Origin of the sequence: Sphingomonas sp. Leaf62 (assembly GCF_001421915.1) — a bacterium.
In the GTDB taxonomy this organism is placed as follows: domain Bacteria; phylum Pseudomonadota; class Alphaproteobacteria; order Sphingomonadales; family Sphingomonadaceae; genus Sphingomonas.
Window position 1 is genome coordinate 32,518 of record NZ_LMLN01000007.1, and the last position, 23,383, is coordinate 55,900.

A 23,383-nucleotide genomic window follows, 5' to 3' on the forward strand; every position below is an offset into this window, starting at 1 on the left:
CCGTCCGTCCCCGAATATGACGATCAGGCGATGATATCGGGGATCAACTGGTCCTCGATCGCCGCCATTTCGTCGCGGAGGCGCAATTTGCGGCGTTTCAGCCGTGCCAGCTGCAACTGGTCGAGGTGAGTCGCGGTTGCCAGCGCCGCAATCGCGTCGTCCAGATCGCGGTGCTCGATCCGCAACAGTCCCAGCCGCTGCTCAAGGTCCGATTCGTCCATCGGCTCCCATAGTCACCCGCCGTCCGGGCGCTGGCAACGGTCCGTCAGCGATTTTCGCACGTCGTGTCGAAAATCCCATCGGACATGGCGACATTGGCCCGGTCCTGTGTTCTACTCATTCCCCCAACAGCCAAGCAGGAGGATGCAACGATGCAGTCTGCCCACCTCACCGCACTCGAAGCGAAACACGCGACGCTCGACCGACAGATTTCGGTAGAGACCCATCGCCCCGCGCCCGATCAGTCGCTCCTGTCGTCGCTAAAGAAACGCAAATTGCAGGTGAAGCAGGAGATATCGTCGCTGTGACGCACCGCGCGGGGTCGGTCATCGGCCCCGCGCTTCGCATCGACGCTATTCCTCGCGCGAAACCTTTTCCTGCCGTTCGTGACGGCTTTGCGCCTCTACCGTCATCGTCGCGATCGGACGCGCTTCCAGCCGGCCCAGCGCGATCGGCTCTCCGGTCACCTCGCAATACCCATATTCACCGTCGTCGATCCGACGCACCGCCGCCTCGATCTTGGAGATCAGCTTGCGCTGCCGGTCGCGGGTCCGCAGTTCGATCGACCAGTCGGTCTCGCTCGACGCACGATCGGTCAGATCCGCCTCTCGCAGCGATTCATTCTGAAGATGCGCCAGCGTATCCTGCGATTCGCGCAGGATCGCTTCCTTCCAAGCGAGCAGCTTGGCGCGAAAATAGGCCTGTTGCCGCGGATTCATGAACGGCTCGTCCGCGTGCGGACGATACCCGTCATCATTTGCCGGCGGCGGTATGTCGAGAGGTCGTGTCGTATCGCTCAAAACCGTGGCCATCCCAATCTCCACCCCGGAGCTTCCCCTGACGAAGTCCGCGGGGTGCCGCCTCTCGTTTGTCCGCGCGCCTATATCGGGCGGAAGGCAGCACCACAAGCGTCCAGGACCAGCCGTCGAAAGCGCGGCGGTTCAAAAGGGTTAACCGGATCGGTTCGCTTGTGAACCCACGTCCCTTTACGGTACGTTAACCGCCGTCGCCGGCTGGCGTGTCGCGCCGTTCCCAAATAAGGCGGCAAAACGAACCCGGCATGGGTTGAGTTTTACGCTTTGTTTTGTCTTGGTGGAGCAGATTGACCCCCGAGTATCGTGGCGACGCGATGACCGGTGGTTCTTACAGGAAGAATGGTGCGGCATGTCGGTGAAGATGGCCCTGGCGAAACTGTGCGCATGTGCCTGCGGTGGTGCCGTCCTTGGCGGCGGTGCCGTGCATGTCGCCGAATATGCCCAGAACCGTGAGATCACGAAGCGGGCGATCACCAAACGCGCCATCACCAAACGGGCAGCGCCCCGTCCGGCACCGCGCCGTGTCGTCACCCGCGTCGTCACGCGGACCAAGACGGTGTGCCCGCCGACCGTGGTAACCGTCGCCAGTCAGGGGGCACCGGTCCCGCTACCCCCGGCCTTCACCGGTACGGACATGTCGCCGATGCTGGGCGGCGGCGGCTTTGGCGGCGGACCGGTGTTGGTCGGTGGCACCGGCGGCGGCGGGATCGGTGGCGGTTTCTTTGCTGGCGGCTTCTTCGGCGGCGGCGGCGGTTCCGGCGGCGGGTCGAGCGGGATCATCGTCTCCTCGACATCGAGCACGAGCGGCGGTTCGACCTCTACCTCGTCGGGTGGCTCGGGCGGCTCTTCTTCCTCGACGTCGTCGGGCGGGTCGTCGACCAGCACCGGTGGCGTTTCGAGCACCAGCAGCACGTCGTCCGCCTCCGGCGGCAGCAGCGGCAATGTTTCCTCCTCATCCAGTGGAAACGTGTCGTCTTCGTCGAGCGGCAATGTATCGTCGTCGGCCTCGTCCAGCGGCGACGTCTCGTCCTCAACCTCGTCTTCGTCGAGCGGTAACGTTTCGACCAGCACGTCCTCGGCATCGTCGGGTTCGACCAGCACGTCGACCTCGTCCTCGTCGAACGGCTCGTCGAGCAAGGGGTGGAGTTCGAACGGCGGGTGGAGCTCGAACGGCAGTTCGAATGGCAAGCCGCCGCCCGGAAATCCCGACGGGCCGACGCCGGTCCCCGCCCCGCCGATGCTGCTGTTGTTCGGTGGAGCGGCTGCGGCGCTGGTCCTGCGCAAGCGGTTGGCGCGCAAGACCGCCGTCGCCGACTAACGGACCGCGCGCGACAACGCGCGGTCCGCGGATCAATCATGCAGCCGAAATCAGCTTTTCGATCTGGTCGACCGGATGGCCGGTCAGGTCCTTGTCGAGTTCACCGGTCAGGCGCTCGCTGACCGTCTTGTGATAATGCTTGCGCATTTCGCCCAGCGTCTTGGGCGGGGCGACGACGATCAGCGCCTCGAACTCGTTGGCCAGCGCGCGCTTGCGCAGCAGTTCGGCCGCTTCGGCGGCGAAGCGATCCTCCGCCTGCTGATGATAGTCGGTCTCGCCCATGCTGCCGCCGCCCTGCGCGAAATTGCCGCCACGGAGCGACTGCGCCTGTCCGGCGGCGTCGGTCTTCTGATGGCGATCGGCGGGGTTCGCCTGCATCGCCTGATCCTCGACGACAAGGTTCGGCGTATTCGCATCGCCCTCGTTGCGGAAAAACAGCATTTTGCGGCCATCCGCGACCAACACACAGGCGTCATGGGGAATCCGCATTCCATCTCTCCTCTGATTGCAACGACCTCCCAACGCACCGGCGGCGGCGGCGGTTGCGGCTTGCATGGCCGACCGGCGCTCGCCATAGCCCGGCCATGCACGATATCCGCCTGATCCGCGACGATCCCGCCGCCTTCGATGCCGCCCTTGCCCGCCGCGGGATGGAGCCCCTGTCGGCCGCGATCGTTGATCTCGACGAACGCCGTCGCGCCCTGCTGACCGAAGTGCAGGTCGCGCAGGCGCGCCGCAACGAAGCGTCGAAGGCGATCGGCGCGGCCAAGGCAAGCCGCGACGAAGCGACCGCCACCGCGCTGATGGCCGAAGTCGCAACGCTCAAGGAGCGGATGCCCGCGATCGAGGCGGAGGAGGCGATGCTCGGCGAGGAACTGACCGCCCGCCTTGCCGCGATCCCAAATCTGCCGCTCGCCGACGTTCCGCAAGGGACGGGCGAGGACGAGAATGTCGTCGAAAAGACGGTCGGCGATCCCACCGCCTTCGCCTTCCCCCCCGCCGAGCATGACGCGATCGGGCCGGCGATCGGTCTCGATTTCGAAACCGGGGCCAAGCTGTCGGGCGCACGCTTCACGCTGGTCCGCGGTGCAGCTGCCAAACTGCATCGTGCGCTCGGCCAGTTCATGCTCGATACGCTGACCGGCATCCATGGCTTTGAAGAGGTCGTGCCGCCGGTGCTGGTGCGTGGCGAGGCGCTGTACGGCACCGGTCAGTTGCCGAAATTCGCCGAGGATCTGTTCCGCACGACCGGCGATCACTGGCTGATCCCGACCGCCGAAGTGTCGCTGACCAACATCGTCGCCGGGCAGATTCTCGCCGAGCGCGAACTGCCGCTGCGCTTTACCGCGCTTACCATGTGCTTCCGTTCGGAAGCGGGTGCCGCCGGGCGCGACACACGCGGCTTCATCCGCCAGCATCAGTTCGAGAAGGCGGAAATGGTGTCGATCACCACCCCCGATCAGTCGGACGCCGAACATGAGCGGATGACGCAGGCGGCGGAGGACATCCTCAACCGCCTCGTCCTGCCGTTCCGTCGCATGAAACTGTGTACCGGCGACATGGGCTTTTCGGCGGCGCGAACCTATGATCTCGAAGTATGGCTGCCGGGCCAGAACCGGTATCGCGAGATTTCGAGCTGTTCGACCTGTACCGATTTTCAGGCACGCCGCATGAACGCGCGCTATCGCCCGGAGGGGGAGAAGGCGACGCGCTTCGTCCATAGCCTCAACGGGTCCGGCCTTGCGGTCGGGCGGACGCTGGTGGCAGTGCTGGAGAATTATCAGCAGGCCGACGGCTCGGTCGTCGTGCCCGACGTGCTGCGCCGGTATGTCGGGCAGGACGTCCTGACCCCGGCGGGTTAAGCAACGAACGGGGGCGGTGATGCGGTTCGCGACACGGGGTGCGATAGCGGCGGCGCTGATGATCGGCGCGAGTGGCTGTATCCCGTCCAATCCGGGCCGCATCGTGTCACAGCCGACGGTCGAACCGGCACCGACCGCCGCCCCCGGCACTCCGCCCGCCACCGAGTCCCAAGGCGACGGCGTCACCGCCCTGCCGTCGCCGCCGCCCGCATGGGAAGCGAGGCGGGTCGTGCCCGACGCGCGGAGCGTCGCGCCCAGCAGCTATGTCGTCCGCCCCGGCGATACGCTGCGCGGCATCGCCAACCTGACCGGTGCCGGGACCGAGGCGATCGCGCGCGCCAACAATCTGCCGCCGCCGTTCATAATCCGCGCCGGCCAGCGCCTGACCATCCCCGGCGGCCGCTACCATATGGTCGGCAAGGGCGAGAGCGGCATCGCCATTGCCCGCGCGTACGGCGTCGACTGGTCGCGCATCGCCACGGCCAATGCGCTTACCGAACCGTTCATCCTGCGAGCCGGGCAGCGCATTCTGATCCCGGTCGATGCCGTGCCGCGGTCGGCCGCCGAACGCGCCGCCGCGTTCCAGCTCGACATCGACGACATCCTGACCGGCGGCGAACCGGCGATCGAACCAGACGCACGCCCTGCCCCCGCCGTCACCTCGCCCCGTCGGGTCCTGCCGTCGACCGCTGCCGTCGCCCCGCCCAGCGCCGATCCGGGCACGCTGATCTGGCCGGTCGATGGCCGGGTATTCAAACGATTCGGCGCGGGCGACAGCGGGGAGCGCAACAACGGCATAAAGATTGCGGTCCCGATCGACACGCCGATCGCCGCTGCCGCCGCCGGGACCGTCGCCTATGTCGGCACCGGCGTGCCGGGGCTTGGCGGGGTGGTCATCATCCGCCATGGCAGCGGCCTCACCACCGTGTACGGCCATGCCAGCCAGTTGCTGGTGCAGCGCGGGCAGGCGGTGAAGAAGGGGCAGAAGATCGCATTGTCGGGCGACACCGGCTATGCCGAACGCCCGGCGGTCCATTTCGAGGTGCGGTCGGGCCGTACCCCGGTTGATCCGCTGTCACGACTGCCCCGCCGGTGAAACCACCATCCCGTCGCGCCGTCCTGCGGCAATCGTCGCCGCTGCCGGTCTGGGCATCGATCCTGTGGCGGGTGGTCGCGGTCCTGACGCTGGTCGGCATCGCGGTCGCGGTGCACTGGTTCGATCGCGAGGGTCTGCGCGACAATTATGACGGACAGGTCAGCTTCGCCGACGTGATCTACTTCACGATGATCTCGATCACGACCACCGGCTATGGCGATATCGCGCCGGTCAGCGAACGCGCGCGGCTGTTCGACGCGTTGATCGTTACGCCGATCCGGGTCTTCGTCGTACTGCTGTTCATCGGCACGACCTATCAATTCGTCCTTCGCCGCAATTGGGAGCGTTGGCGCATGGCGCTGTTGCAAGACAAACTGACCGGTCACATCGTCGTCGCCGGCTTCGGCAAGACCGGTTCCGAGGCGGTCGACGAACTAGTCGCGCGGGGCGAGGACCCGCGCCGGATCGTTGTGATAGATCCCGTTCAGGCGCATCTCGACGCCGCGCAAAAACTCGGCTGCATCGTGCTGCTGGCCGATGCCACCCGCGACGCGACGCTGAACGACGTGTGCATCGCCCGCGCACGGGCGCTGATCGTCGCCACCGGTCGCGACGACACGTCGGTGCTGGTGACGCTGACCGCCCGCCATCTTGCTCCCGATCTGACGATCAGCGTCATCGTGAAGGCGGAGGACAACGAGTTTCCCGCCCGTGCCGCCGGGGCGACGACAGTCATCAATCCGGTCAGCTTCGCCGGCCTGCTGCTCGCCGGATCGTGTCGCGGGCCGCATATGGCCGATTATATGCTCGATCTGGCGTCGATCGACGGCGCGGTCGCGCTGTCCGAACGCCCGGTCGCCGCGCACGAGGTGGGCCAGCCGCTCTCGGCGATCACTACCGGCCTCGGCCTGCGCGTCTATCGGCAGGGTGACAAGATCCGGTTCGACAGCCCGGAAGCCCGCAACCTGCAACCCGGCGACATGATCGTCGAAGTGGTTACCCGATAACGCCGGACGCCGCGCGGTTCCGCAGCTTCACGACCTTCGCTCGACGCGGCAAACCGGACCGCACCACCGCCCCTATCATTTTTTGCCGAAATCGCTATGTGACCGGGCAATCATGGCAACTCGTCTTCCTTCGCCTCCCCGTGTCGGGATGGTTTCCCTCGGCTGTCCCAAGAACCTTGTCGACAGCGAACGCATCCTAACCAAATTGCGCAGCGACGGGTATCAGATGTCGCCCGACTATGCAGGGGCCGATGTCGTGCTGGTCAACACCTGCGGTTTCCTCGACTCCGCCAAGGAAGAGTCGCTCGAAGCGATCGGCGAGGCGATCGCCGAAAACGGCCGCGTCATCGTCACCGGTTGCATGGGGCAGGAGGCGGACACGATCCGTGCCCGCTTTCCGCAGGTGCTGGCCGTCACCGGCGCGCATCAATATGAACAGGTGGTCGAGGCGGTGCACGAAGCCGCGCCGCCGATCCCCTCGCCGTTCGTCGATCTCGTTCCTGAAAGCGGCCTCAAACTGACGCCGCGCCATTACAGCTATCTGAAGATTTCGGAGGGCTGCAACCACCGCTGCTCGTTCTGCATCATCCCGTCGATCCGCGGCGATCTGGTCAGCCGGCGGCCCGATGCGATCCTGCGCGAGGCGGAAAAGCTGGTCGCGGCGGGGACGAAGGAACTGCTGGTCATCAGCCAGGATACCTCGGCCTATGGCATCGACATCCGCCGCGAACCGCGCGCATGGAAGGGGCGCGAGGTCGTGCCGCACATGACCGATCTGGCGCGCGAGCTGGGGCAGATCGCGCCGTGGGTGCGGCTGCACTATGTCTATCCCTATCCGCATGTCGACAGCGTCATTCCGCTGATGGCCGAGGGGCTGGTGCTGCCGTACCTCGACATTCCGTTCCAGCACGCGTCGCCCAATGTTCTAAAGGCGATGAAGCGTCCGGCGAACGATGCCAAGGTGCTCGAACGCCTGCGCGGCTGGCGCGAGGTGTGCCCCGACATCGCGATCCGTTCGTCGTTCGTCGTCGGTTTCCCGGGCGAGACCGAAGCCGATTTCCAGTATCTGCTCGACTGGCTGGACGAGGCGCAGCTCGACCGGGTCGGCGCGTTCCGCTTCGAACCCGTCGAGGGTGCCGCCGCCAACGCGCTGCCCGATCCGGTGCCGGAGGCGGTGAAGGAAGAACGCTACGCGCGGATCATGGAAAAGACCGCTGCGATCTCCGCCGCCAAGCTGGCCGCAAAGATCGGGCGCACGATCGACGTCATCATCGATGAGGTCGGCGAGGAAGGCGGCGCGACCGGCCGCAGCACTGCCGACGCGCCGGGTATCGACGGCGAGGTATTCCTGCGCGACGCCGGCCATCTGGCACAGGGCGATATCGTCAAGGCCGAGGTCGAGGACGCCGACGAACACGACCTGTACGGCGTGCCGGTGGCCTGAAATCCTCTACGGCACGGGGAGGATTGCACAGGACGCCCCCCGCCCCCTACATCCGAGCGATGACTCCGATGATCATCGCCGACCGCGGGCAGGACGCCCGTACCATCCACCTGATCCCCGTAGCCGCGTTCGATGCGTGGCTTGATCAGCAACCCCCGCGCATCCGCGCCGCCGCGACGGCGCAGCGGCTGGTCGCCAAGGCCGGCAAGACCGCGACGCTGCCGGGCGAACGACCCGAAGAATGGTCGGTCGCAACCGTCGTCGCCGACCCGGCGAACCTGTCGGCATGGGATCTGGCGCACCTGCCCGCGCAGCTTCCCGCCGGCAGCTATCGCCTCGCGAGCGGCACCCCCGGCGCGGCGAAGCTCGGCTGGGCGACCGCGCAATATCGCTTCACCCGCTATCGCAAGGGCGATGACGACGCCCCCCGCATCCTGCTTTCCACCGAACCGGCCCGGATCGACGAAGCATTGCGACAGGCCGCCGCCACCGCGCGGGTCCGCGATCTGGTCAACACCGCCGCTGCCGACCTCGGCCCTGCCGAACTCGCCATTGCCGTCCGCACCATCGGCGACGCGCACGGCGCGACCGTCACCGTCACTTCCGGTCGCGATCTGGAGACCGGCTATCCGATGATCCATGCGGTCGGAAAAGCCGCCGCCAAAGGCCGCGAACCGCGGTTGATCGAACTGGGCTGGGGCAATCCGGCGCATCCGCGCGTCGCGCTGGTGGGCAAGGGCGTGTGCTTTGACAGTGGCGGGCTCGATATCAAGCCGTCCTCGGGCATGCGCCTGATGAAGAAAGATATGGGCGGCGCGGCCCATGCGCTGGCCCTCGCCGGGCTGGTGATGGAGACGCATCTGCCGGTCCGGCTCCATCTGCTGATCCCGGCGGTCGAGAACAGCGTATCGGCCGACAGCTTCCGTCCCGGCGACGTGCTGACCACGCGCAAGGGGCTGACGGTCGAGAACACCAATACCGATGCCGAAGGGCGGCTCGTCTTGGGCGATGCGCTGACCCGGGCGTGCGAGGATCACCCCGAGCTGCTGATCGACTTCGCGACCCTGACCGGTGCCGCGCGCGTGGCGCTTGGCCCCGACCTGCCGGCGACCTTCGCCAATGACGACACGCTCGCCGCCGACCTGCTCGCGGCGGGCACGGCGGAAGAGGACCCGTTGTGGCGGATGCCGCTATGGGACGGGTATGACGACCTGCTGAAATCCGACATCGCCGATATGGTCAACGCCCCCGATGGCGGCATGGCGGGCGCGGTCACCGCCGCGCTGTTCCTGCGGCGGTTCGTGGCGCCGGGGATCGCATGGGCACATCTCGACACCTTCGCATGGCGCGCGGCGGCAAAACCGGGCCGGGCGAAGGGCGGCGAGGCCTATGGCCTGCGCGCGACATGGCGGCTCTTGAAGGATCGCTACGCCAACCCCTAACTCCTCCCCGGCACGGGGAGGAATCACGCCGCCTCCGCCGCCTCGGTCGTCCACCCCAGATGCGGCAACGCGATCGACCGCTTGCCCGCCAGATCGATGCGGCACACCAGCAGATCGCGCCCCTCGATATAGGCGAGCAGCCGCTTTACCCGCCCCAGCGAACTCGTCCCATAGGTCCGCGCGATCGCCGCATCGCTCGGGCAGGGCCGCCCTTCCCGCGCCGCCCGCGCGATGAGCATGAACGCGCCGAGCATGTCGTCGGGCAACACATCCGCGATCGCCAGCGCCTGTGCCCATTCCTCGTCCGGCGCTTCGAAAATGCCGGCCCGCGCGCACGCCAGCCGCCGCGTGAAGGCCGGCAGGTCGAGCGGCGGGCGCGGCAGGCCGACCATGCGGCAGCGCACGTCGAAGTCCTGATACAGCACCGCCGCCGCGCGTGGCTGATCGCCCTCGTCCTCGATCAGCGCCCGCAGCACCTCCGCGACGATCGTATCGGTTTCGTCCGCCGACCGTTCGGGCAGGTCGGGCGCGTTGTTCGGTCGCACCGGCGCGGCAATCGCCGCCTCCACCGCTTCGGGCGGCGCAACGTGCCGGATCGGCGGCCCAAGCGGTAGCATCGCCTCGACCGGGGCGAGCAACAAACCCTTGATATCGGCCACCGGTGCGCTCGGCAGCGGCGTCAGCTTGGGACTGCCGCTGCGCGCCGACGTCTGCACCGGACCGATCTTGATCGACAACGGCCGCCGCGACACCGCTGGTCCCAGCGCGAGGAAATGCCCGCGCTGCAAATCGCGGATCGCCTCGGCCTGCCGCCGCTCCATGCCGAGCAGATCGGCCGCCCGCGCCATGTCGATGTCGAGGAAGGTGCGCCCCATCAGAAAGTTCGACGCCTCGGCCGCGACGTTCTTGGCCAGCTTCGCCAGACGCTGGGTCGCGATCACGCCGGCAAGGCCGCGCTTGCGCCCGCGGCACATCAGGTTAGTCATCGCCGACAGCGACGCACGCCGCACTTCCTCGACGACCTCGCCCCCGCCCGCCGGCGCAAACAACTGCGCTTCATCCACGACCACCAGCGCCGGATACCAATGCTCCCGCGGCGCATCGAACAGCGCGTTCAGGAACGCTGCGGCGCACCTCATCTGCCCCTCCGCCTCCAGCCCTTCGAGGCTGAGCACCACCGAGGCGCGATGCTCGCGCGCGCGCGTCGCGAACCTCGCGACCTCGCGCTCGCTATGGTCGGCCGCCTCGATCACGACATGGCCATAGGCGCCTGCCAGCGTGACGAAATCCCCTTCGGGATCGATCACCACCTGCTGGACATGGCCCGCGCTGCGTTCGAGCAGGCGGCGGAGGAGATGCGACTTTCCCGACCCCGAATTGCCCTGCACCAGCAATCGGGTCGCCAACAATTCTTCGAGATCAAGGGGAACGGTCTTGCCCGCCGGGTCCGTCCCCATATCGACGTTCACGGTCATCGCGGGTCTTTAGGCGGTGGTGCCGCGTCGGGGCAAGCGCTTGCGTCGACGCCCGTCGCACGCCATGCCGATCGCACCGTTCGGGGAGCAACCATGCGACTGCACAGGGGCTATGCCGCGCTGACCATCGCGTTGCTGGCGATCGAGCTTGCCATCGCGCTGTTCCTGCACGATCCGATCGTCCGGCCCTATGTCGGCGACGCGCTGGCGGTGGTGCTGGTCTATGCCGGCTTGCGCGCCGTCACCAGCGCGGGCGTCCTGCCGGCGACGCTGATCGCATTCGCCATCGCCGTCGTGATCGAGTTCGGCCAGTATTTCCGTGTGCTTGCCGCCATCGGCCTCGATCACGACCGCTTCGCCCGGATGATCCTCGGCAGCGGTTTCGATCCGAAAGACTTCATCGCCTATGCCAGCGGCGCGGTCGCAGTGCTGCTGGTCGAACGTTAGCGCCGCGCGTCGCGGGCCGCAGCGGGCATCCGCACCGTCAGCCCGTCGAGCGACTCGTCGAGCACGATCTGACAGGCCAGCCGGCTGGTCGCGACCGCGCCTTCGGCAAAATCGAGCATGTCCTCCTCGTCCTCGCCCGGCGGCGGCAGGCGCGGCGCGTCGGCGGGATCGACGATGACGTGGCAGGTCGAACACGCCATCTGCCCGCCGCACGTCCCTTCGAGCGGCAGGTCATAGGCCTGCGCCAGATCGAGCAGCCGGTCGCCGGCCGCCCCGCGCGCTTCCTCGACGGTGCCATCGGCGCGGACGAAGCGGACGATCATCATTGCCCCCGCGCCGCGCGATCGATCGCCTGCAATGCCGCCACCAGTTCCTCCTGCCTCGTGTAGCGCCCGAACCCGATCCGGATCGCATTCTTCGCCTGCGCATCGCTCAATCCGATCGCGCGCAGCACATGGCTGGTCCGCCCCGATCCGCTGGCGCAGGCCGATCCGGCCGAAAAGGCGATGTCACGACATTCGCTCATCAGCCGCGCCACATCCAGCCCGTCCATCCGCACGTTGAGATTGCCATGCCAGCGCGCCCCGGCATCCCCGTTCAGCACCCAGTCGGGTGCCGACAACACCGCCCGCGCCGCATCCCACAAGGTCTCGACATGCGACGGATCGTCCTGCGTCAGCAACGCCGCTGACACGCCGAACCCGGCGCACAAGGCGGGACTGAGCGTGCCCGATCGCAACCCTCCTTCCTGCCCGCCGCCGTACAGGAGGGTGGCCGGTTCGGTTCCGGCGTGAACCCACAGCGCGCCGATCCCCTTCGGCCCATAGATTTTGTGCGCCGACACCGCGATCAGGTCGCAAACCGAAACGGGCAGCGCGACTCGCCCCCAGCCCTGCACCGCATCGCAGACCATCACCGCCCCGACCGACCGGGCCAGTTCGCCGAGCCATGCGATCGGCTGCACCACGCCGATCTCGTTATTGACCAGCATCGCCGCGACCAGCGCGGTCCGTTCATCGATCGCCGCCACCGCCGCATCGCGATCGACCAGCCCGTCCGCACCGACCGGCAGCACCACGACCTCCGCCCCCCGCGCCGCCAGCGCCTGCACCGTATCGAGCACGCAGCTATGCTCGGTCGCGATCGTCACCACCTTCGGCCGGGCAGCGCCGGACCGTTCGAACGTCCCTGCAATCGCCCAGTTCGCCGCCTCGGTCGCGCCGCTGGTAAAGAACAGCCGCCCCTCCGCACCCGGGGCCAGCGCGGCCAGTACCTGATCGCGCGCGACCTCTACCGTCGCCTTTGCCCGCCGCCCCTCGCGATGCGGCGAGTGCGGGTTGGCGTGGTGGTCGCGCAGCCACGGCACCATCGCCTCGAACGCCTCCGGCGCGAGCGGCGTCGTCGCCTGATAATCCAGATAGGTCATGCCATCGCCCTCCATGCCTCGGCGAATCGCTCGACGTCGTCGGCGGTCGTCGTCCAGCCGAAACTGACGCGGATCACTTCGCTCGCCGCCTTGGCGTCGATGCCCATGGCCGTCAGGACGTGACTGGTCTTGAGCGTCCCCGACGAACACGCGCTCCCGGCCGACACCGCAAACCCTGCCGAATCCAGCCGCATCAGCTGCGCCGCCGCCGACCGCCCCGGCAGTCGATAGGCGGCGATGGTCGGGATCCGGGGTGACGCATCGGCGATCACGTCGCCGCCATGCGCCCGCACGATGCGGTCCAGTTCCGCGCGGAGCATCGTCACCCGGTCGAACCAGTCGCGCGAAGCCTCCAGCGCGGCGGCAAAGCCCAGCGCGGCGGGCAGGTTTTCCGTGCCCCCGCGATAGCCCTGCTCCTGCCCGCCGGTCGGGCGCAGCAACGCCAGGTCCCGGACGAGCAGCGCGCCGATCCCCGGCGGTCCGCCGAGCTTGTGCGCCGACACGACGATCAGGTCGGCGGGCGGCAGCGGCAGCTTGCCGGCGCTTTGCGAACAGTCCGCAACCAGTGTGATCGGCCGCCCGATCCAAGCCTCCCGCCGGAGCGCATCGATCCGGTCGAGCGGCTGCAACACACCCGTCTCGCTGTTGGCGGACTGAATCGCGAACCGTTCGGTCGCTTCGCGGGGATCGAAGGCGGCGAGCAACGACGAACGATCGTCGAGATCGACCAGCCCATCCTCGCCCACAGGCAGCCGGATGTCGCTTTCCGCCGCACGCAGGACCGCGTCATGCTCGACCGCGCTAACGACCGTTTCGTACCGGCCTGCAGCGCGCAGCGCGATCGCCAGCGCCTCGCTCGCCCCGCCGGTCAGGATGACCTCGCCATCCCAGCCCAGCGCCGCCGCGATGCGCGCGCGCGCATCCTCCAGCGCCCGCCGGGCGGCGCGCCCCTCGGCATGCGGGCTCGACGGATTGGCCCAGCGCGCCATGCCGTCGATGACGGCGGCTGCCGCTTCGGGCCGGATCGGGGTGGTCGCGGCGTGGTCGAGATAGGTTCGGGTCGTCAAAACACTTCCGTTCCGATTGCACAGGCCTATATAGCCGCGATCCATCTTCGCGCCATCGCCGCGCCCGAAACGTAACAGGACGTCCCATGCCCGAAGTCATCTTCCCCGGTCCCGAAGGTCGACTGGAGGGCCGTTTCGCTCCCGCTCCCCGCCCCCGCGCGCCGGTCGCGATGATCCTGCACCCTCACCCGTCGTCGGGCGGCACGATGAACAACCGCATCGTGCAGGAACTCTACAAGACGTTCCAGCGCCGCGGCTTCGCGACGCTGCGCTTCAACTTCCGTGGCGTCGGCAAGAGTCAGGGCACGTTCGACAACGGCGTCGGCGAACTGTCGGACGCCGCCTCGGCGCTCGACTGGGTGCAGAGCTTCCATCCCGAAGCGCAGACGACGTGGATCGCGGGGGTCAGCTTCGGCGCGTGGATCGGCATGCAGCTGCTGATGCGCCGCCCGGAAATCCGCGGCTTCATCTCCATCGCGCCCCCAGCGAACATGTACGACTTCACCTTCCTTGCGCCATGCCCCTCCTCCGGCATCATCATCCAGGGCGACGCCGACGAAGTCGTGACGCCGGTGGCAACGCAGAAGCTGGTCGACAAGCTGCGTACCCAGCGCCACATCACCATCCATCACGATGTGATCCCCGGCGCCAACCACTTCTTCCAGAACGAAATGCCGCAACTGATGGGCAGCGTGGACAAGTATCTGGACATGCGGCTCGACCCGAACTCGCCAATCAAGTGAGGCGCGGCGTAGCGGATCGGCAACGCCAGTCCGCGCCCGGCGGAGCGCCCGGCCGGCGGTGCCAAGCAGCACCGACCGACGACGCGGCTTCGCCGCGGCGAGCGTTTGATGCTTGCCATATTCGATAGTGACCATAGGATGCCGATACCATTCCGGTACAGGACGTCCTGCCCATGCTGACCATCTTGCTGCTCGCGGCGGCCACCCAAACCGTGGCCGCCCCGACGCCGCCGAAACCCGAAAAGAAGATCTGCCGCCGCGAAGTGACGACCGGCTCGATCATGGCCCGTCCAGTCTGCCACACCAAGACCGAATGGACGCAGATCGACGCGCAGAATGCCGCCAATGCCGGACAGGCGCTCGACCAGCGGAGCTATCGCATGTCGCCGCAACGCGACTGACCGTTACATCGTCCAGATCGCGATGTTCCCGACCATCACCAATGCGCAGACCAGCATCAGGCTGCCGTTGCGCCGTTCGCCGCGTGCGATCATCCGGATGCCGAACACGATCAGCAGGATCGCAACCAGCATCAGCACCGCGAGCAGCGTTCCCGCCGGACCCTGCGTCACGCCGCCACGACCGCGCCATAGGCGACGGGATCAACATTCCCGCCCGACACCAGCACCAGCGTACCGGGCTTCACCGTCACCCGTTTCGACAGGATCGCCGCCAGCGCCACTGCGCCGCCCGGTTCGACGACCGCCCGCAAGTGGAGCGCGGCCCAGCGTTGCGCATGAGCAATCTCTCCCTCGCTGACCGCCACCCCGGTAGCACCACGGCGTGAGAGCACGTCGAAGGTCCGCTCGGCCACCCGCAGCGTCTGGAGCGCGTCACAGGCGGTCGGCGGCGGCGCATCGCTGACGGGTTCGATCCATCCCGCTTCTAGGCTGCGGCGCATATCGTCCCAGCCCTCCGGCTCCACGGTCACGATCTCGGCATCGGGCAGCGCCAGCGCGATCCCGGCCGCCAATCCGCCACCCCCGCACGGCACGACGACCTGCGACGGCACCGGAAGACCTGCCGCCACCATCTGCTCCGCCGCCTCGATCCCGGCGGACCCCTGCCCCTCGATCACCCACGCATCGTCGAAGCTCGGCACCAGTGTCGCGCCGCGCGCATGCGCCAGATGCGCGGCGATCTTCTCGCGGCTTTCGGTCGCCCGGTCGGAGCGGACGACCTCCGCGCCCAGCGCCATCGTTGCCCGCAGCTTCGTCTCGGGGGCGTCGGCAGGCATCACGATCGTGGCGGCGATTCCCAGCCTCCTGGCGGCCCACGCGATACCCTGCGCATGATTGCCCGACGAAAAAGCGACGACGCCGCGCGCCCTCGATTCGTCGCTGAGAGCGGTCAAACGGTGCCATGCGCCGCGCAGCTTGAACGCCCCGATCGGCTGCAGCGATTCCATCTTGAGTGCTACCTGCAACCCATTGATTTCTCTTAACATCAGCGGCGACGGCGGCAGAATGTCCGCCATCTTGGCCGCGGCATCGCGGACCCCTGCTCGCGTCGGCTGTCGCAAAATAGTCATAAAATGCCCGTTCCGTCGCAGAACCACTTTACATCGTGGATGAGGGACCATAGATCGCGCCTCCGCTGCCCCATGGGACTTCCAACCGCAAGGCAGCTTTTGTCACCGTATGCCGAAAGGCAATTGGAGGTCCCTTGAATTGGCCAAGCACTATAGCGCGCTGGGGCTAGCTGCCCCCTTTATCGCCCGTGACCCCTCGTTGGAGTGCGGGATCGACATCGCAGAGCGCCGGCCGGTCGAACCGGTGACGCTCGTTCGCCCGCACGCCGCAGCGCGCGCAGCCCGATTCTTCGTGGAGAAGTTTCCGGGCCGCTCGATGTATGCGGTGAAGGCGAATCCGTCGCCCGACCTGCTCCGTGTCTTGTGGGACAACGGCATCGTACACTATGACACCGCCTCGATCGGCGAAGTACGTCTGGTGAAGTCGACGCTGCCGGAAGCGACCTGCCACTTCATGCACCCGATCAAGGCCCCGGAAGCGATTGCCGAGGCCTATTTCGACCATGGCGTGCGGACCTTCTCGCTCGACAGCATGGACGAACTGGAAAAGATCGTGGCCGCCACCGACGGCGCGACCGATCTGACCCTGTGCGTGCGGATGCGCGTTTCGTCCGAATATGCGAAGCTGTCGCTGGGGTCGAAGTTCGGCGTCGGTCCGGGCGAAGCGAAGCAACTCCTGATCGCGACCCGTCAGGTCGCCGACGCGCTCGGCATATGCTTCCATGTTGGCAGCCAGACCATGTCGCCCGACGCGTACAGCAACGCGATGGAACGCGTTCGTGGTGCGATCGTCGATGCCGGTGTCACCGTCGACGTCATCGACGTCGGTGGCGGCTTTCCGTCCTGCTACCCCGGCATGACCCCGCCGCCGCTGGAGCGTTTTTTCGAAACGATCCACCGCGCGTTCGAAAGCCTGCCGATCAGCTATTCGGCGGAACTGTGGGCTGAACCGGGTCGCTCGCTGTGCGCCGAATATGCGTCGGTCGTTGTCCGCGTCGAACATCGCCGTGGCGCGGAACTGTTCATCAACGACGGGGCCTATGGCTCATTGTTCGATGCGGCGCATATCGGCTGGAAATATCCGGTGCAGCTGCTGCGGCAGCCGGAATCGGACGCGCGCGACATGGACTTCAGCTTCTGGGGTCCGACCTGCGACGATATCGACCAGATGCAGGGACCGTTCCCGCTGCCGGCCGATACCCGTAGCGGCGATTATTTCGAGATCGGCATGCTCGGTGCCTATGGCTCGGCGATGCGCACCGCGTTCAACGGCTTCGGCAATGGCGAGACCGTTGTGACCGACGACGAGCCGATGGAATCGATGTACATCGAACTCGATCCCGTGCCGGCGTTCGTTTCGAACAACGTCGTCAAGCTGTAACGCCACTATCCTAACCAGCCACCTCCCCCTTCCCGCACCTGTGCGGGAGGGGCCGGGGGTGGGCTTTGCATGGCCTTTGCGCTATGCGACCGCCATCGGCTCCTCCCCACTTTTTCGGGCAGGAGGCCATACCGGGTTTCCGCGTCCCCATAACGACGACGGCTTATCGATGATGATGGGACCATCATGACCGACACGACGATCAACGACACCCGCAAGGCCGAACTGCTTTCCACCACCGTCGAGCATGTCGACATCACCAAGTTCGACGCCCGCCCGATCATCGACGCGATGGGCAAGATGAGCTTCACCAGCCGCGACCTCGCGCGCGCCACCCGCATCTACAACCAGATGCTGGAGGACAAGGACTGCTCGATCTTCCTCGTGATCGCCGGCTCGACCTCGGCCGGCGGCTGCATGGACCTGTACGCCGAACTGCTGCGCTCGAACATGATCGACGGTGTCGTCGCGACCGGCGCGTCGATCGTCGACATGGACTTCTTCGAAGGCCTTGGTCACAAGCACTATCAGGCGCTTGAAATCCCTGACGATAACGTGCTGCGTTCGCTCTACATCGACCGCATCTACGACACCTATATCGACGAGGAGCAGCTGCAGGATTGCGATCACACCATCGGTGAGATCGCCAATTCGCTCGAGCCGAAGGCCTATTCGTCGCGCGCCTTCATCCGTGAGATGGGCAAGTATCTGTCGGAGCACGGCAAGAAGGAAAACAGCCTCGTGAAGCTGGCGTATGAGCATGACGTGCCGATCTTCTGCCCGGCCTTCGTCGACAGCTCTGCCGGCTTCGGTCTGGTCAAGCACCAGGTCGACCGCGCCAAGGAAGGCAAGCCGTACATGGTGCTCGACGCCATCGCCGACTTCCGCGAACTGACCGACATCAAGATCAAGGCGGGCACCACCGGCCTGCTGATGATCGGCGGCGGCGTGCCGAAGAACTTCATCCAGGACACCGTCGTCTGCGCCGAGATCCTCGGCCATGACGATGTCGAGATGCACAAATACGCCGTGCAGATCACCGTCGCCGACGTCCGCGACGGCGCGTGTTCGTCGTCGACGCTGAAGGAAGCGGCCAGCTGGGGCAAGGTCGACACCGCGCTCGAACAGATGGTCTTTGCCGAAGCCGGCTCGGTCATGCCGCTGCTGGCATCGGACGCCTATCATCGCGGCGCATGGAAGAACCGTGCCAAGCGCGCGTTCGGCAAGATGTTCGACTGAACCGCGGGCACATCGCTGCAAACGCAAACGGCGGGGGAGCAATCTCCCGCCGTTCTCGTATCGGCCGTATCTCCGCCGCCTACATCTTGAAGCCGAACCGCGCATATTGCCGATCGATCTGCGGCGCGACACGCCGGGCCATCGTCAGATCGGCGAGCGCATCGGCATCGCGCTTCATCGCCTTCATCACCACGGCGCGCAGATAGCGGCTGCTCGCCATGTCGGGTTCCGCCGCCAGTACGGCGTCGAGATCGGCCAACGCCTCGGGATACCGGCCCATCCGGTACCAGACCATCGCCCGGCTATCGAGCGCGGCGAGCGTGCTGTCGCTCAATTCGATCGCGCTGGTGCAATCCTTCAGCGCGGTGTCGAGCATCACCGACCGCGTGCCCTTGATCCAGCAGCGACCGTTCAGCAGGTTCGGCGAGCCCGGCTTTTCGGCGATCATCGCATCGTACAGCTTCACCGCTTCCGCCGCGTCCCCGAATTCGCCGATCAGCGCCGCCTTGTCCTGCCGCGCCGCCCGCTTCTGTTCACCGCCCAGTGCGATCCGCTGGTCGAGCAGCGCGACGCCGCCGGGCAGGTCGCCATTCTCCGCCTTCAGCCACGCCAGCCGCATCGTCGCGCTCTGGTTGGACGGGTCGAGCCGCCGCGCGCTTTCGGCATCGGCCAGCGCCTTTGCCCGGTCGCCGAGCATGTCGTGGACATAGGCGCGTTGCAGATACAGATTAATGTCCGGTTCCTTGGCGATCACCCGGTCGAGATCAGGCAGCGCCGCGCGGTAATTGCCGACCCCGCTCTCGAAACTGGCACGACTCTGATACCCGCTGATCTCGTCGGGATCGGCGGCGATCGCCTTGGCATAGACCGCGCGGATCGCCTTTATCTGGCTCGACTGCGCCATTGCCGCGCTATCCAGCGTCCAGCGGCGCGGCGTATCGGCGGGCGCGACCACCTGCGGGATATTGGCCGTCGCCGTCGCCACCGCGTCGCGTTCGGCGGCGATCTGCGCCGCCGGCACCTCCACGCCCAGTGCGTCGACCCGCTCGTCCATCGTCAGCAGGCCGTTCGTCAGGCGTGTCGTCCGCTTGACGACATGGCCCGCCAGCCGCTGATCGGCGTCCGCCGTTCCATCCAGCGTGAAACCCCGTCCGCCATCGGGCAGCCGGATCCGCAACCGGCGCTCGAACCCCAGCGGCGGCGGCGCGGCGACCGGGATCGCTGTCCAGTCGGGACGGCTGCGGTCGGGTGAAAAGGTCAGCTCGCTCAGGGGACCGTTCAGCGACCGCTTGCGCCGCCGGTCTTCCATGCCCCAGCTCGTGCCGACCACGCCCTTCGCACGGATGACGACATCGCCGCTCACCGGATCGGGCGTGATCGTCCCATCCGCGAATTGCCCTTCGCCGGCGGCCTTCTGCAGGACGTTCGAAATCAGCTCGCGCTGTTCTTTCGGTCCCAGCTGGCTCTTCGCCGCGCGCAACTGTGCCGCGACCATGCCGTGCGCCACGAACGTCACGTCGACCGCACTGGGCAGATCGACCGCGCTGCTTTCGTCGGCATCGATCATGACGCTGGCCATCGGCAGCGCATTGGCATGGGTCGCGACCATCACCGGCACCGCCCCCGCCGCCCGCAGCGGCAGGACATAGCCGATGCCTGGCGTGTCGCGGACATCGGCGATCCGCGCATTGCTGCCCGTCCCGTCGAGCCACAGCGTCTCGCCACCGACCGTCGCCCGCACGAACACATGGTTGAACGCAGCCGCGCTCGGCAGCCGTTCGGGCACGAAGTCGCCCATGCCGACGCTGGCGATGACCGGCTCCGCCTCAATCCCCATGGCGTGCAGCATGGCAAGCAGCAACAGCGTCTTGGCCTTGCAATCGCCATAGCGGACTTCCCACGTCTTCGCAGGGACTTGCGGGACATAGTTCCCGCCGTCCATCCCGACCGCCAGATAGCGGATCTTGTCCTGTACCACCTCCAGCGCGCGTTGCGCCCGGCCGAGCGGCGTCGCCTCCGCCTTCATGATCGCCGCAACTTCGCTGGCGATCGGACCGCCCGGCGCGACCAACCCGTCAGTCTTGTACAGCGTCGCAAAGGTCTTCGAGACGTCGGCCCAGTCGGCGAAGCTCGCCACCTCCATCAACGGCGGATGGCGGAAGCGCGACGGCGCATCTTCGGGCATCTCCTTGGGCTTGGCGAGCGGTAGCGCGAAGCTCAGTTCGGTAAACTCGCCCTTCGTCACCGGCGTCGCCTGCACCCCGTCGGCCATGACCTTCCATTTCGGCTGGCTGCCCTTCGGCCAGCTATAGCGGACCCGCCCCGCCCCGATCCGCATTGGTGCCGCAACCAGCGGAATGACATCCTGCACCCGCCCGCCCAGCGCCGCATCGCGTCCGGTGACCGAGAACCGCATGTCGAGGATATCGCCGACCTCCAGCCCCTCGACCGCCAGCGTCGCGGTCAGGATACCGGTCAGTTCGCGTTGTTCGAGCGACTGTTCGCGACGCAGCACGACGAACTTCTGCCCCTTCGCCAACAGGTCGATCCGCTGATCGCCGCGCAGGATGGTCAGGCCATGGACGATCAGGTCACCCTTGTCCGGTGCCCAGGGCAGGGTCAGCGTCGCTGCCTGCGACAGCATCTCGCTGCTGGCGATCCGCGTCTGCTGATGGACATAGGACCATAGCCGGTCGCCCTCGATCCGCTTCTGGAAATCGAGCAGCACGATCGGCGGCAATTCCTCTGCCGCGCTCGCCGGGACCGGCGGCGGAGCGACGACCCATGAAGGGGCAGGCTGATAGAGTGGCGTATCGCTGGCCCATGCCAGTGCCGGAACACACACTGCCGCCAATACGGCAGCCCGAGCCATGACCAAACGCTTCACGCAATCCCCCTCGTCATCCGGCCCCCGCCGGTCACCAAAGGTCTATCGCAGCGCACTCCTTTGTCGAGTGGCGATTGCGTGCAGAAACGAAGCAGATCAGCCGAACAGCCGCGCCGCGCTGCGCTCCAGCATCACCAGCTGCCACAGCGTCCGGCCATGCTCCGCCCGGCCCGCGCGGTGGTCGGCAACGATCCGTTCGATGGCATGCAAGTCGAACCAGCTCGCCAGCACCGGCGATCGTGCCAGCGCCGCCGCCTCATCGGCCAGCTGCCCCCGAAACCATGCGCTGACCGGCGTCACGAACCCCATTTTCGGCCGATAGAGAATGTCGCGCGGCAGCCACGGCTCCAACGCCTTTTTCATCAGCCACTTGCCCTCGCCCCGCCGCAGCCGCAACCGGGGCGGCAAGGTCGCACAGAATTCGATCAGCCGATGGTCGAGCAACGGCTCGCGTGCTTCCAGCCCGACGGCCATGCTGGTCCGGTCGACCTTGGTCAGGATATCGCCGGGCAACCAGTGCCGGAAATCGGCATATTGCGCGCGGTCGAGGGCATGGCGACCCGGTGCCTCGCGCATCGCCGCAACATAGCGATCTTCGCCGCGATGCCCGTCCAGCTGCCGCGCCATCGCCGGCGTATAGAGTGCCTGCCGCACGCCTAGCGTCGTCACCCCGACCGCGCCGGCATAGGCTTCGTTGCCGTCCTGCGCCAATGCCAGCAGCGTCGTCTTGGCCCGGAACGGACGCGGTGCCCAATCGGCCTTGGGATAGACGTCGCCCAGCGCCCCGAACACCGGCTCTCGAAATCCCGGCGGCAGCAGCCCGCGCACTCGTTCCTCGGCGGCATGGAATTTGTAGCGGCGATATCCCGCCAGCGCCTCGTCCGCGCCGTCGCCCGACAGCGCGACGGTCACCCGCTCGCGCGCCAATGCGCAGACGCGATAGGTCGCCAGCGCCGATGCATCGGCAAAGGGTTCGTCGAACGCCGCGACCAGCGTGTCGATCAGCCCGAAATCGCCCGACCGCACCGTCCGCACCGCATGATCGGTGGCGAAGCGCGTCGCGACGGCGGCGGCCGGCCCGCGTTCGTCATGCCCCGCCTCGTCGAACCCGATCGTACAGGTCCGTACCGGCGCGCTGCTCGCCTCGGCCATCAGCGCGACCACCGCCGACGAATCGACCCCGCCCGACAGGAACGCGCCCAGCGGCACGTCGGCGACCATCCGCGACCGGACACCCTCGCGCATCCGCTCGACCAGTTCGGCCTCCAGATCGCGGGTGCTACCCGTCGCCCGCTTGGAAAAGTCGATGTCCCACCACCGCACCGGCGACTGCACCGCCCGCCCGCGCTGCATCAGCAGGAAATGCCCCGACTGCAGCTTGCGCACCCCCGCGACGATACAGGCGTCGTCGGGGACATAGCCCAGCGCCATATAATCCTCGATCGCGCGCAGGTCGGGCGTCCGCCGCACCAGCGGGTGGGCCAGCAACCCCTTCAGTTCGGACGCGAACGCCACCGCGCCATCGGCCAGCTCGACATAGTGGAGCGGCTTCACCCCCATCCGGTCGCGCGCGAGGAACAGCGACTGGCAATCGGCGTCATAAATCGCAAAGGCGAACATGCCGTTCAGCCGCGACAGCATGTCCGGCCCCCATGCCGCCCATGCATGCAGCAGCACTTCGGTATCGCCCTGCGTGCGAAACACCGCACCCCGCGCGATCAGTTCGGCGCGCAATTCGGCGAAGTTGTAGATTTCGCCATTATAGGTGACGACGATCCGCTCGCCCGGCAGTGCCATCGGTTGCGGACTGCCCGCCACGTCGATGATCGACAACCGTCGATGGCCAAGACCGACGCCGAGCGCGGTCCACACTCCCGATCCGTCCGGCCCGCGATGCGCCTGTGCCTGCGTCATCGCCGCGATCCGCGCCGGATCGACCGGCTTGGGGCTGGCGGGATGGAAGATGCCGGCGATACCGCACATG

Annotated in this window: 23 protein-coding genes; 11 read left to right on the plus strand and 12 right to left on the minus strand. The window is 67.1% G+C overall.

The annotated features are described in order from the left end of the window. Positions 1-23: 23 nt before the first annotated feature. Positions 24-221 (minus strand): YdcH family protein, encoded by a 198-nt coding sequence (locus ASE91_RS04990; protein ID WP_055994365.1) that lies wholly within the window; start codon positions 219-221, stop codon positions 24-26. 150 nt (positions 222-371) lie between these two features. Here ASE91_RS04990 and ASE91_RS04995 point away from each other — a divergent pair, with 150 nt between their 5' ends. Further along, positions 372-527 (plus strand): YdcH family protein, encoded by a 156-nt coding sequence (locus ASE91_RS04995; protein WP_082449468.1) that lies wholly within the window; start codon positions 372-374, stop codon positions 525-527. A gap of 45 nt (positions 528-572) precedes the next feature. On the opposite strand, the gene dksA is transcribed toward ASE91_RS04995, so the two are convergent. From dksA to ASE91_RS05010, 3 genes are all read right to left on the minus strand, one after another. Next, entirely contained in the window at positions 573-1,031 is a 459-nt protein-coding gene (dksA, locus tag ASE91_RS05000; protein ID WP_055994371.1) for an RNA polymerase-binding protein DksA, read from the minus strand. A gap of 591 nt (positions 1,032-1,622) precedes the next feature. Further along, positions 1,623-2,333, minus strand: coding sequence for a hypothetical protein (locus ASE91_RS20060; protein WP_200911199.1), 711 nt, complete (start codon positions 2,331-2,333; stop codon positions 1,623-1,625). A gap of 55 nt (positions 2,334-2,388) precedes the next feature. Further along, entirely contained in the window at positions 2,389-2,841 is a 453-nt protein-coding gene (locus tag ASE91_RS05010; protein ID WP_056623410.1) for a host attachment family protein, read from the minus strand. 95 nt (positions 2,842-2,936) lie between these two features. On the opposite strand from ASE91_RS05010, the gene serS reads away from it, so the two are divergent. From serS to ASE91_RS05035, 5 genes are all read left to right on the plus strand, one after another. Further along, positions 2,937-4,214, plus strand: coding sequence for a serine--tRNA ligase (gene serS / locus ASE91_RS05015; protein ID WP_056623411.1), 1,278 nt, complete (start codon positions 2,937-2,939; stop codon positions 4,212-4,214). Positions 4,215-4,233: 19 nt separating this feature from the next. Next, positions 4,234-5,310, plus strand: coding sequence for a peptidoglycan DD-metalloendopeptidase family protein (locus tag ASE91_RS05020; RefSeq protein WP_082453828.1), 1,077 nt, complete (start codon positions 4,234-4,236; stop codon positions 5,308-5,310). Next, positions 5,307-6,317 carry a potassium channel family protein gene (locus tag ASE91_RS05025; protein ID WP_056623414.1) on the plus strand — a complete coding sequence of 337 codons (1,011 nt, stop codon included), beginning with the start codon at positions 5,307-5,309 and terminating at the stop codon, positions 6,315-6,317. Before ASE91_RS05020 ends, ASE91_RS05025 begins: the two co-directional genes overlap by 4 nt. Positions 6,318-6,429: 112 nt before the next feature. Continuing rightward, the gene (gene rimO, locus ASE91_RS05030) at positions 6,430-7,761 is read left to right on the plus strand and encodes a 30S ribosomal protein S12 methylthiotransferase RimO (RefSeq protein WP_056623417.1); all 1,332 of its coding nucleotides are present in this window, start codon (positions 6,430-6,432) and stop codon (positions 7,759-7,761) included. A gap of 59 nt (positions 7,762-7,820) precedes the next feature. Next, positions 7,821-9,203: a leucyl aminopeptidase family protein gene (locus ASE91_RS05035; protein ID WP_056623420.1), complete on the plus strand. Its 1,383-nt coding sequence runs from the start codon at positions 7,821-7,823 to the stop codon at positions 9,201-9,203. A 23-nt stretch (positions 9,204-9,226) separates the two neighbouring features. Here the strand turns inward: ASE91_RS05035 and ASE91_RS05040 are convergent, their stop codons facing one another. After that, positions 9,227-10,678 carry an ATP-binding protein gene (locus ASE91_RS05040; RefSeq protein ID WP_056623423.1) on the minus strand — a complete coding sequence of 484 codons (1,452 nt, stop codon included), beginning with the start codon at positions 10,676-10,678 and terminating at the stop codon, positions 9,227-9,229. Positions 10,679-10,771: 93 nt separating this feature from the next. Here ASE91_RS05040 and ASE91_RS05045 point away from each other — a divergent pair, with 93 nt between their 5' ends. Further along, positions 10,772-11,125, plus strand: coding sequence for a ribosomal maturation YjgA family protein (locus ASE91_RS05045; protein WP_056623426.1), 354 nt, complete (start codon positions 10,772-10,774; stop codon positions 11,123-11,125). Here ASE91_RS05045 and ASE91_RS05050 read toward each other — a convergent pair. The 3 genes from ASE91_RS05050 to ASE91_RS05060 are packed head-to-tail and all read right to left on the minus strand — an operon-like array spanning position 11,122 to position 13,663. Then, positions 11,122-11,451, minus strand: a complete 330-nt coding sequence (locus tag ASE91_RS05050; protein WP_056623429.1) for a 2Fe-2S iron-sulfur cluster-binding protein — start codon at positions 11,449-11,451, stop codon at positions 11,122-11,124. The two genes, ASE91_RS05045 and ASE91_RS05050, sit on opposite strands and share 4 nt — an antisense overlap. Then, positions 11,448-12,551 carry a cysteine desulfurase family protein gene (locus tag ASE91_RS05055; protein ID WP_056623593.1) on the minus strand — a complete coding sequence of 368 codons (1,104 nt, stop codon included), beginning with the start codon at positions 12,549-12,551 and terminating at the stop codon, positions 11,448-11,450. Before ASE91_RS05055 ends, ASE91_RS05050 begins: the two co-directional genes overlap by 4 nt. After that, entirely contained in the window at positions 12,548-13,663 is a 1,116-nt protein-coding gene (locus tag ASE91_RS05060; RefSeq protein ID WP_056623432.1) for a cysteine desulfurase family protein, read from the minus strand. The genes ASE91_RS05055 and ASE91_RS05060 overlap by 4 nt, the downstream gene beginning before the upstream one ends. Before the next feature lie 41 nt (positions 13,664-13,704). Between ASE91_RS05060 and ASE91_RS05065 the strand changes: the two genes are divergently transcribed. Continuing rightward, complete coding sequence (locus ASE91_RS05065; protein ID WP_055994400.1) at positions 13,705-14,361, plus strand: alpha/beta hydrolase; 657 nt, start codon at positions 13,705-13,707, stop codon at positions 14,359-14,361. Positions 14,362-14,534: 173 nt separating this feature from the next. After that, positions 14,535-14,762, plus strand: coding sequence for a hypothetical protein (locus ASE91_RS05070; protein ID WP_056623435.1), 228 nt, complete (start codon positions 14,535-14,537; stop codon positions 14,760-14,762). A gap of 3 nt (positions 14,763-14,765) precedes the next feature. Here the strand turns inward: ASE91_RS05070 and ASE91_RS19205 are convergent, their stop codons facing one another. Further along, on the minus strand, positions 14,766-14,933 hold the full coding sequence (locus tag ASE91_RS19205; RefSeq protein WP_156357674.1) for a hypothetical protein: 168 nt from the start codon (positions 14,931-14,933) through the stop codon (positions 14,766-14,768). Beyond that, on the minus strand, positions 14,930-15,838 hold the full coding sequence (locus ASE91_RS05075) for a threonine ammonia-lyase (RefSeq protein WP_235530326.1): 909 nt from the start codon (positions 15,836-15,838) through the stop codon (positions 14,930-14,932). Before ASE91_RS05075 ends, ASE91_RS19205 begins: the two co-directional genes overlap by 4 nt. A 193-nt stretch (positions 15,839-16,031) precedes the next feature. Here ASE91_RS05075 and ASE91_RS05080 point away from each other — a divergent pair, with 193 nt between their 5' ends. After that, positions 16,032-17,273 carry a type III PLP-dependent enzyme gene (locus tag ASE91_RS05080; RefSeq protein ID WP_082453829.1) on the plus strand — a complete coding sequence of 414 codons (1,242 nt, stop codon included), beginning with the start codon at positions 16,032-16,034 and terminating at the stop codon, positions 17,271-17,273. A 186-nt stretch (positions 17,274-17,459) separates the two neighbouring features. Beyond that, positions 17,460-18,512, plus strand: a complete 1,053-nt coding sequence (locus tag ASE91_RS05085; protein ID WP_055756247.1) for a 1,9-bis(guanidino)-5-aza-nonane synthase — start codon at positions 17,460-17,462, stop codon at positions 18,510-18,512. Between the two features lie 79 nt (positions 18,513-18,591). Here ASE91_RS05085 and ASE91_RS05090 read toward each other — a convergent pair whose 3' ends face one another. Together ASE91_RS05090 and ASE91_RS05095 are read right to left on the minus strand one after the other, a co-directional pair. Further along, on the minus strand, positions 18,592-21,384 hold the full coding sequence (locus tag ASE91_RS05090; protein WP_056623441.1) for a DUF3857 domain-containing protein: 2,793 nt from the start codon (positions 21,382-21,384) through the stop codon (positions 18,592-18,594). 111 nt (positions 21,385-21,495) lie between these two features. Further along, entirely contained in the window at positions 21,496-23,382 is a 1,887-nt protein-coding gene (locus tag ASE91_RS05095; protein ID WP_056623443.1) for an XrtA/PEP-CTERM system amidotransferase, read from the minus strand. Position 23,383 lies beyond the last annotated feature (1 nt).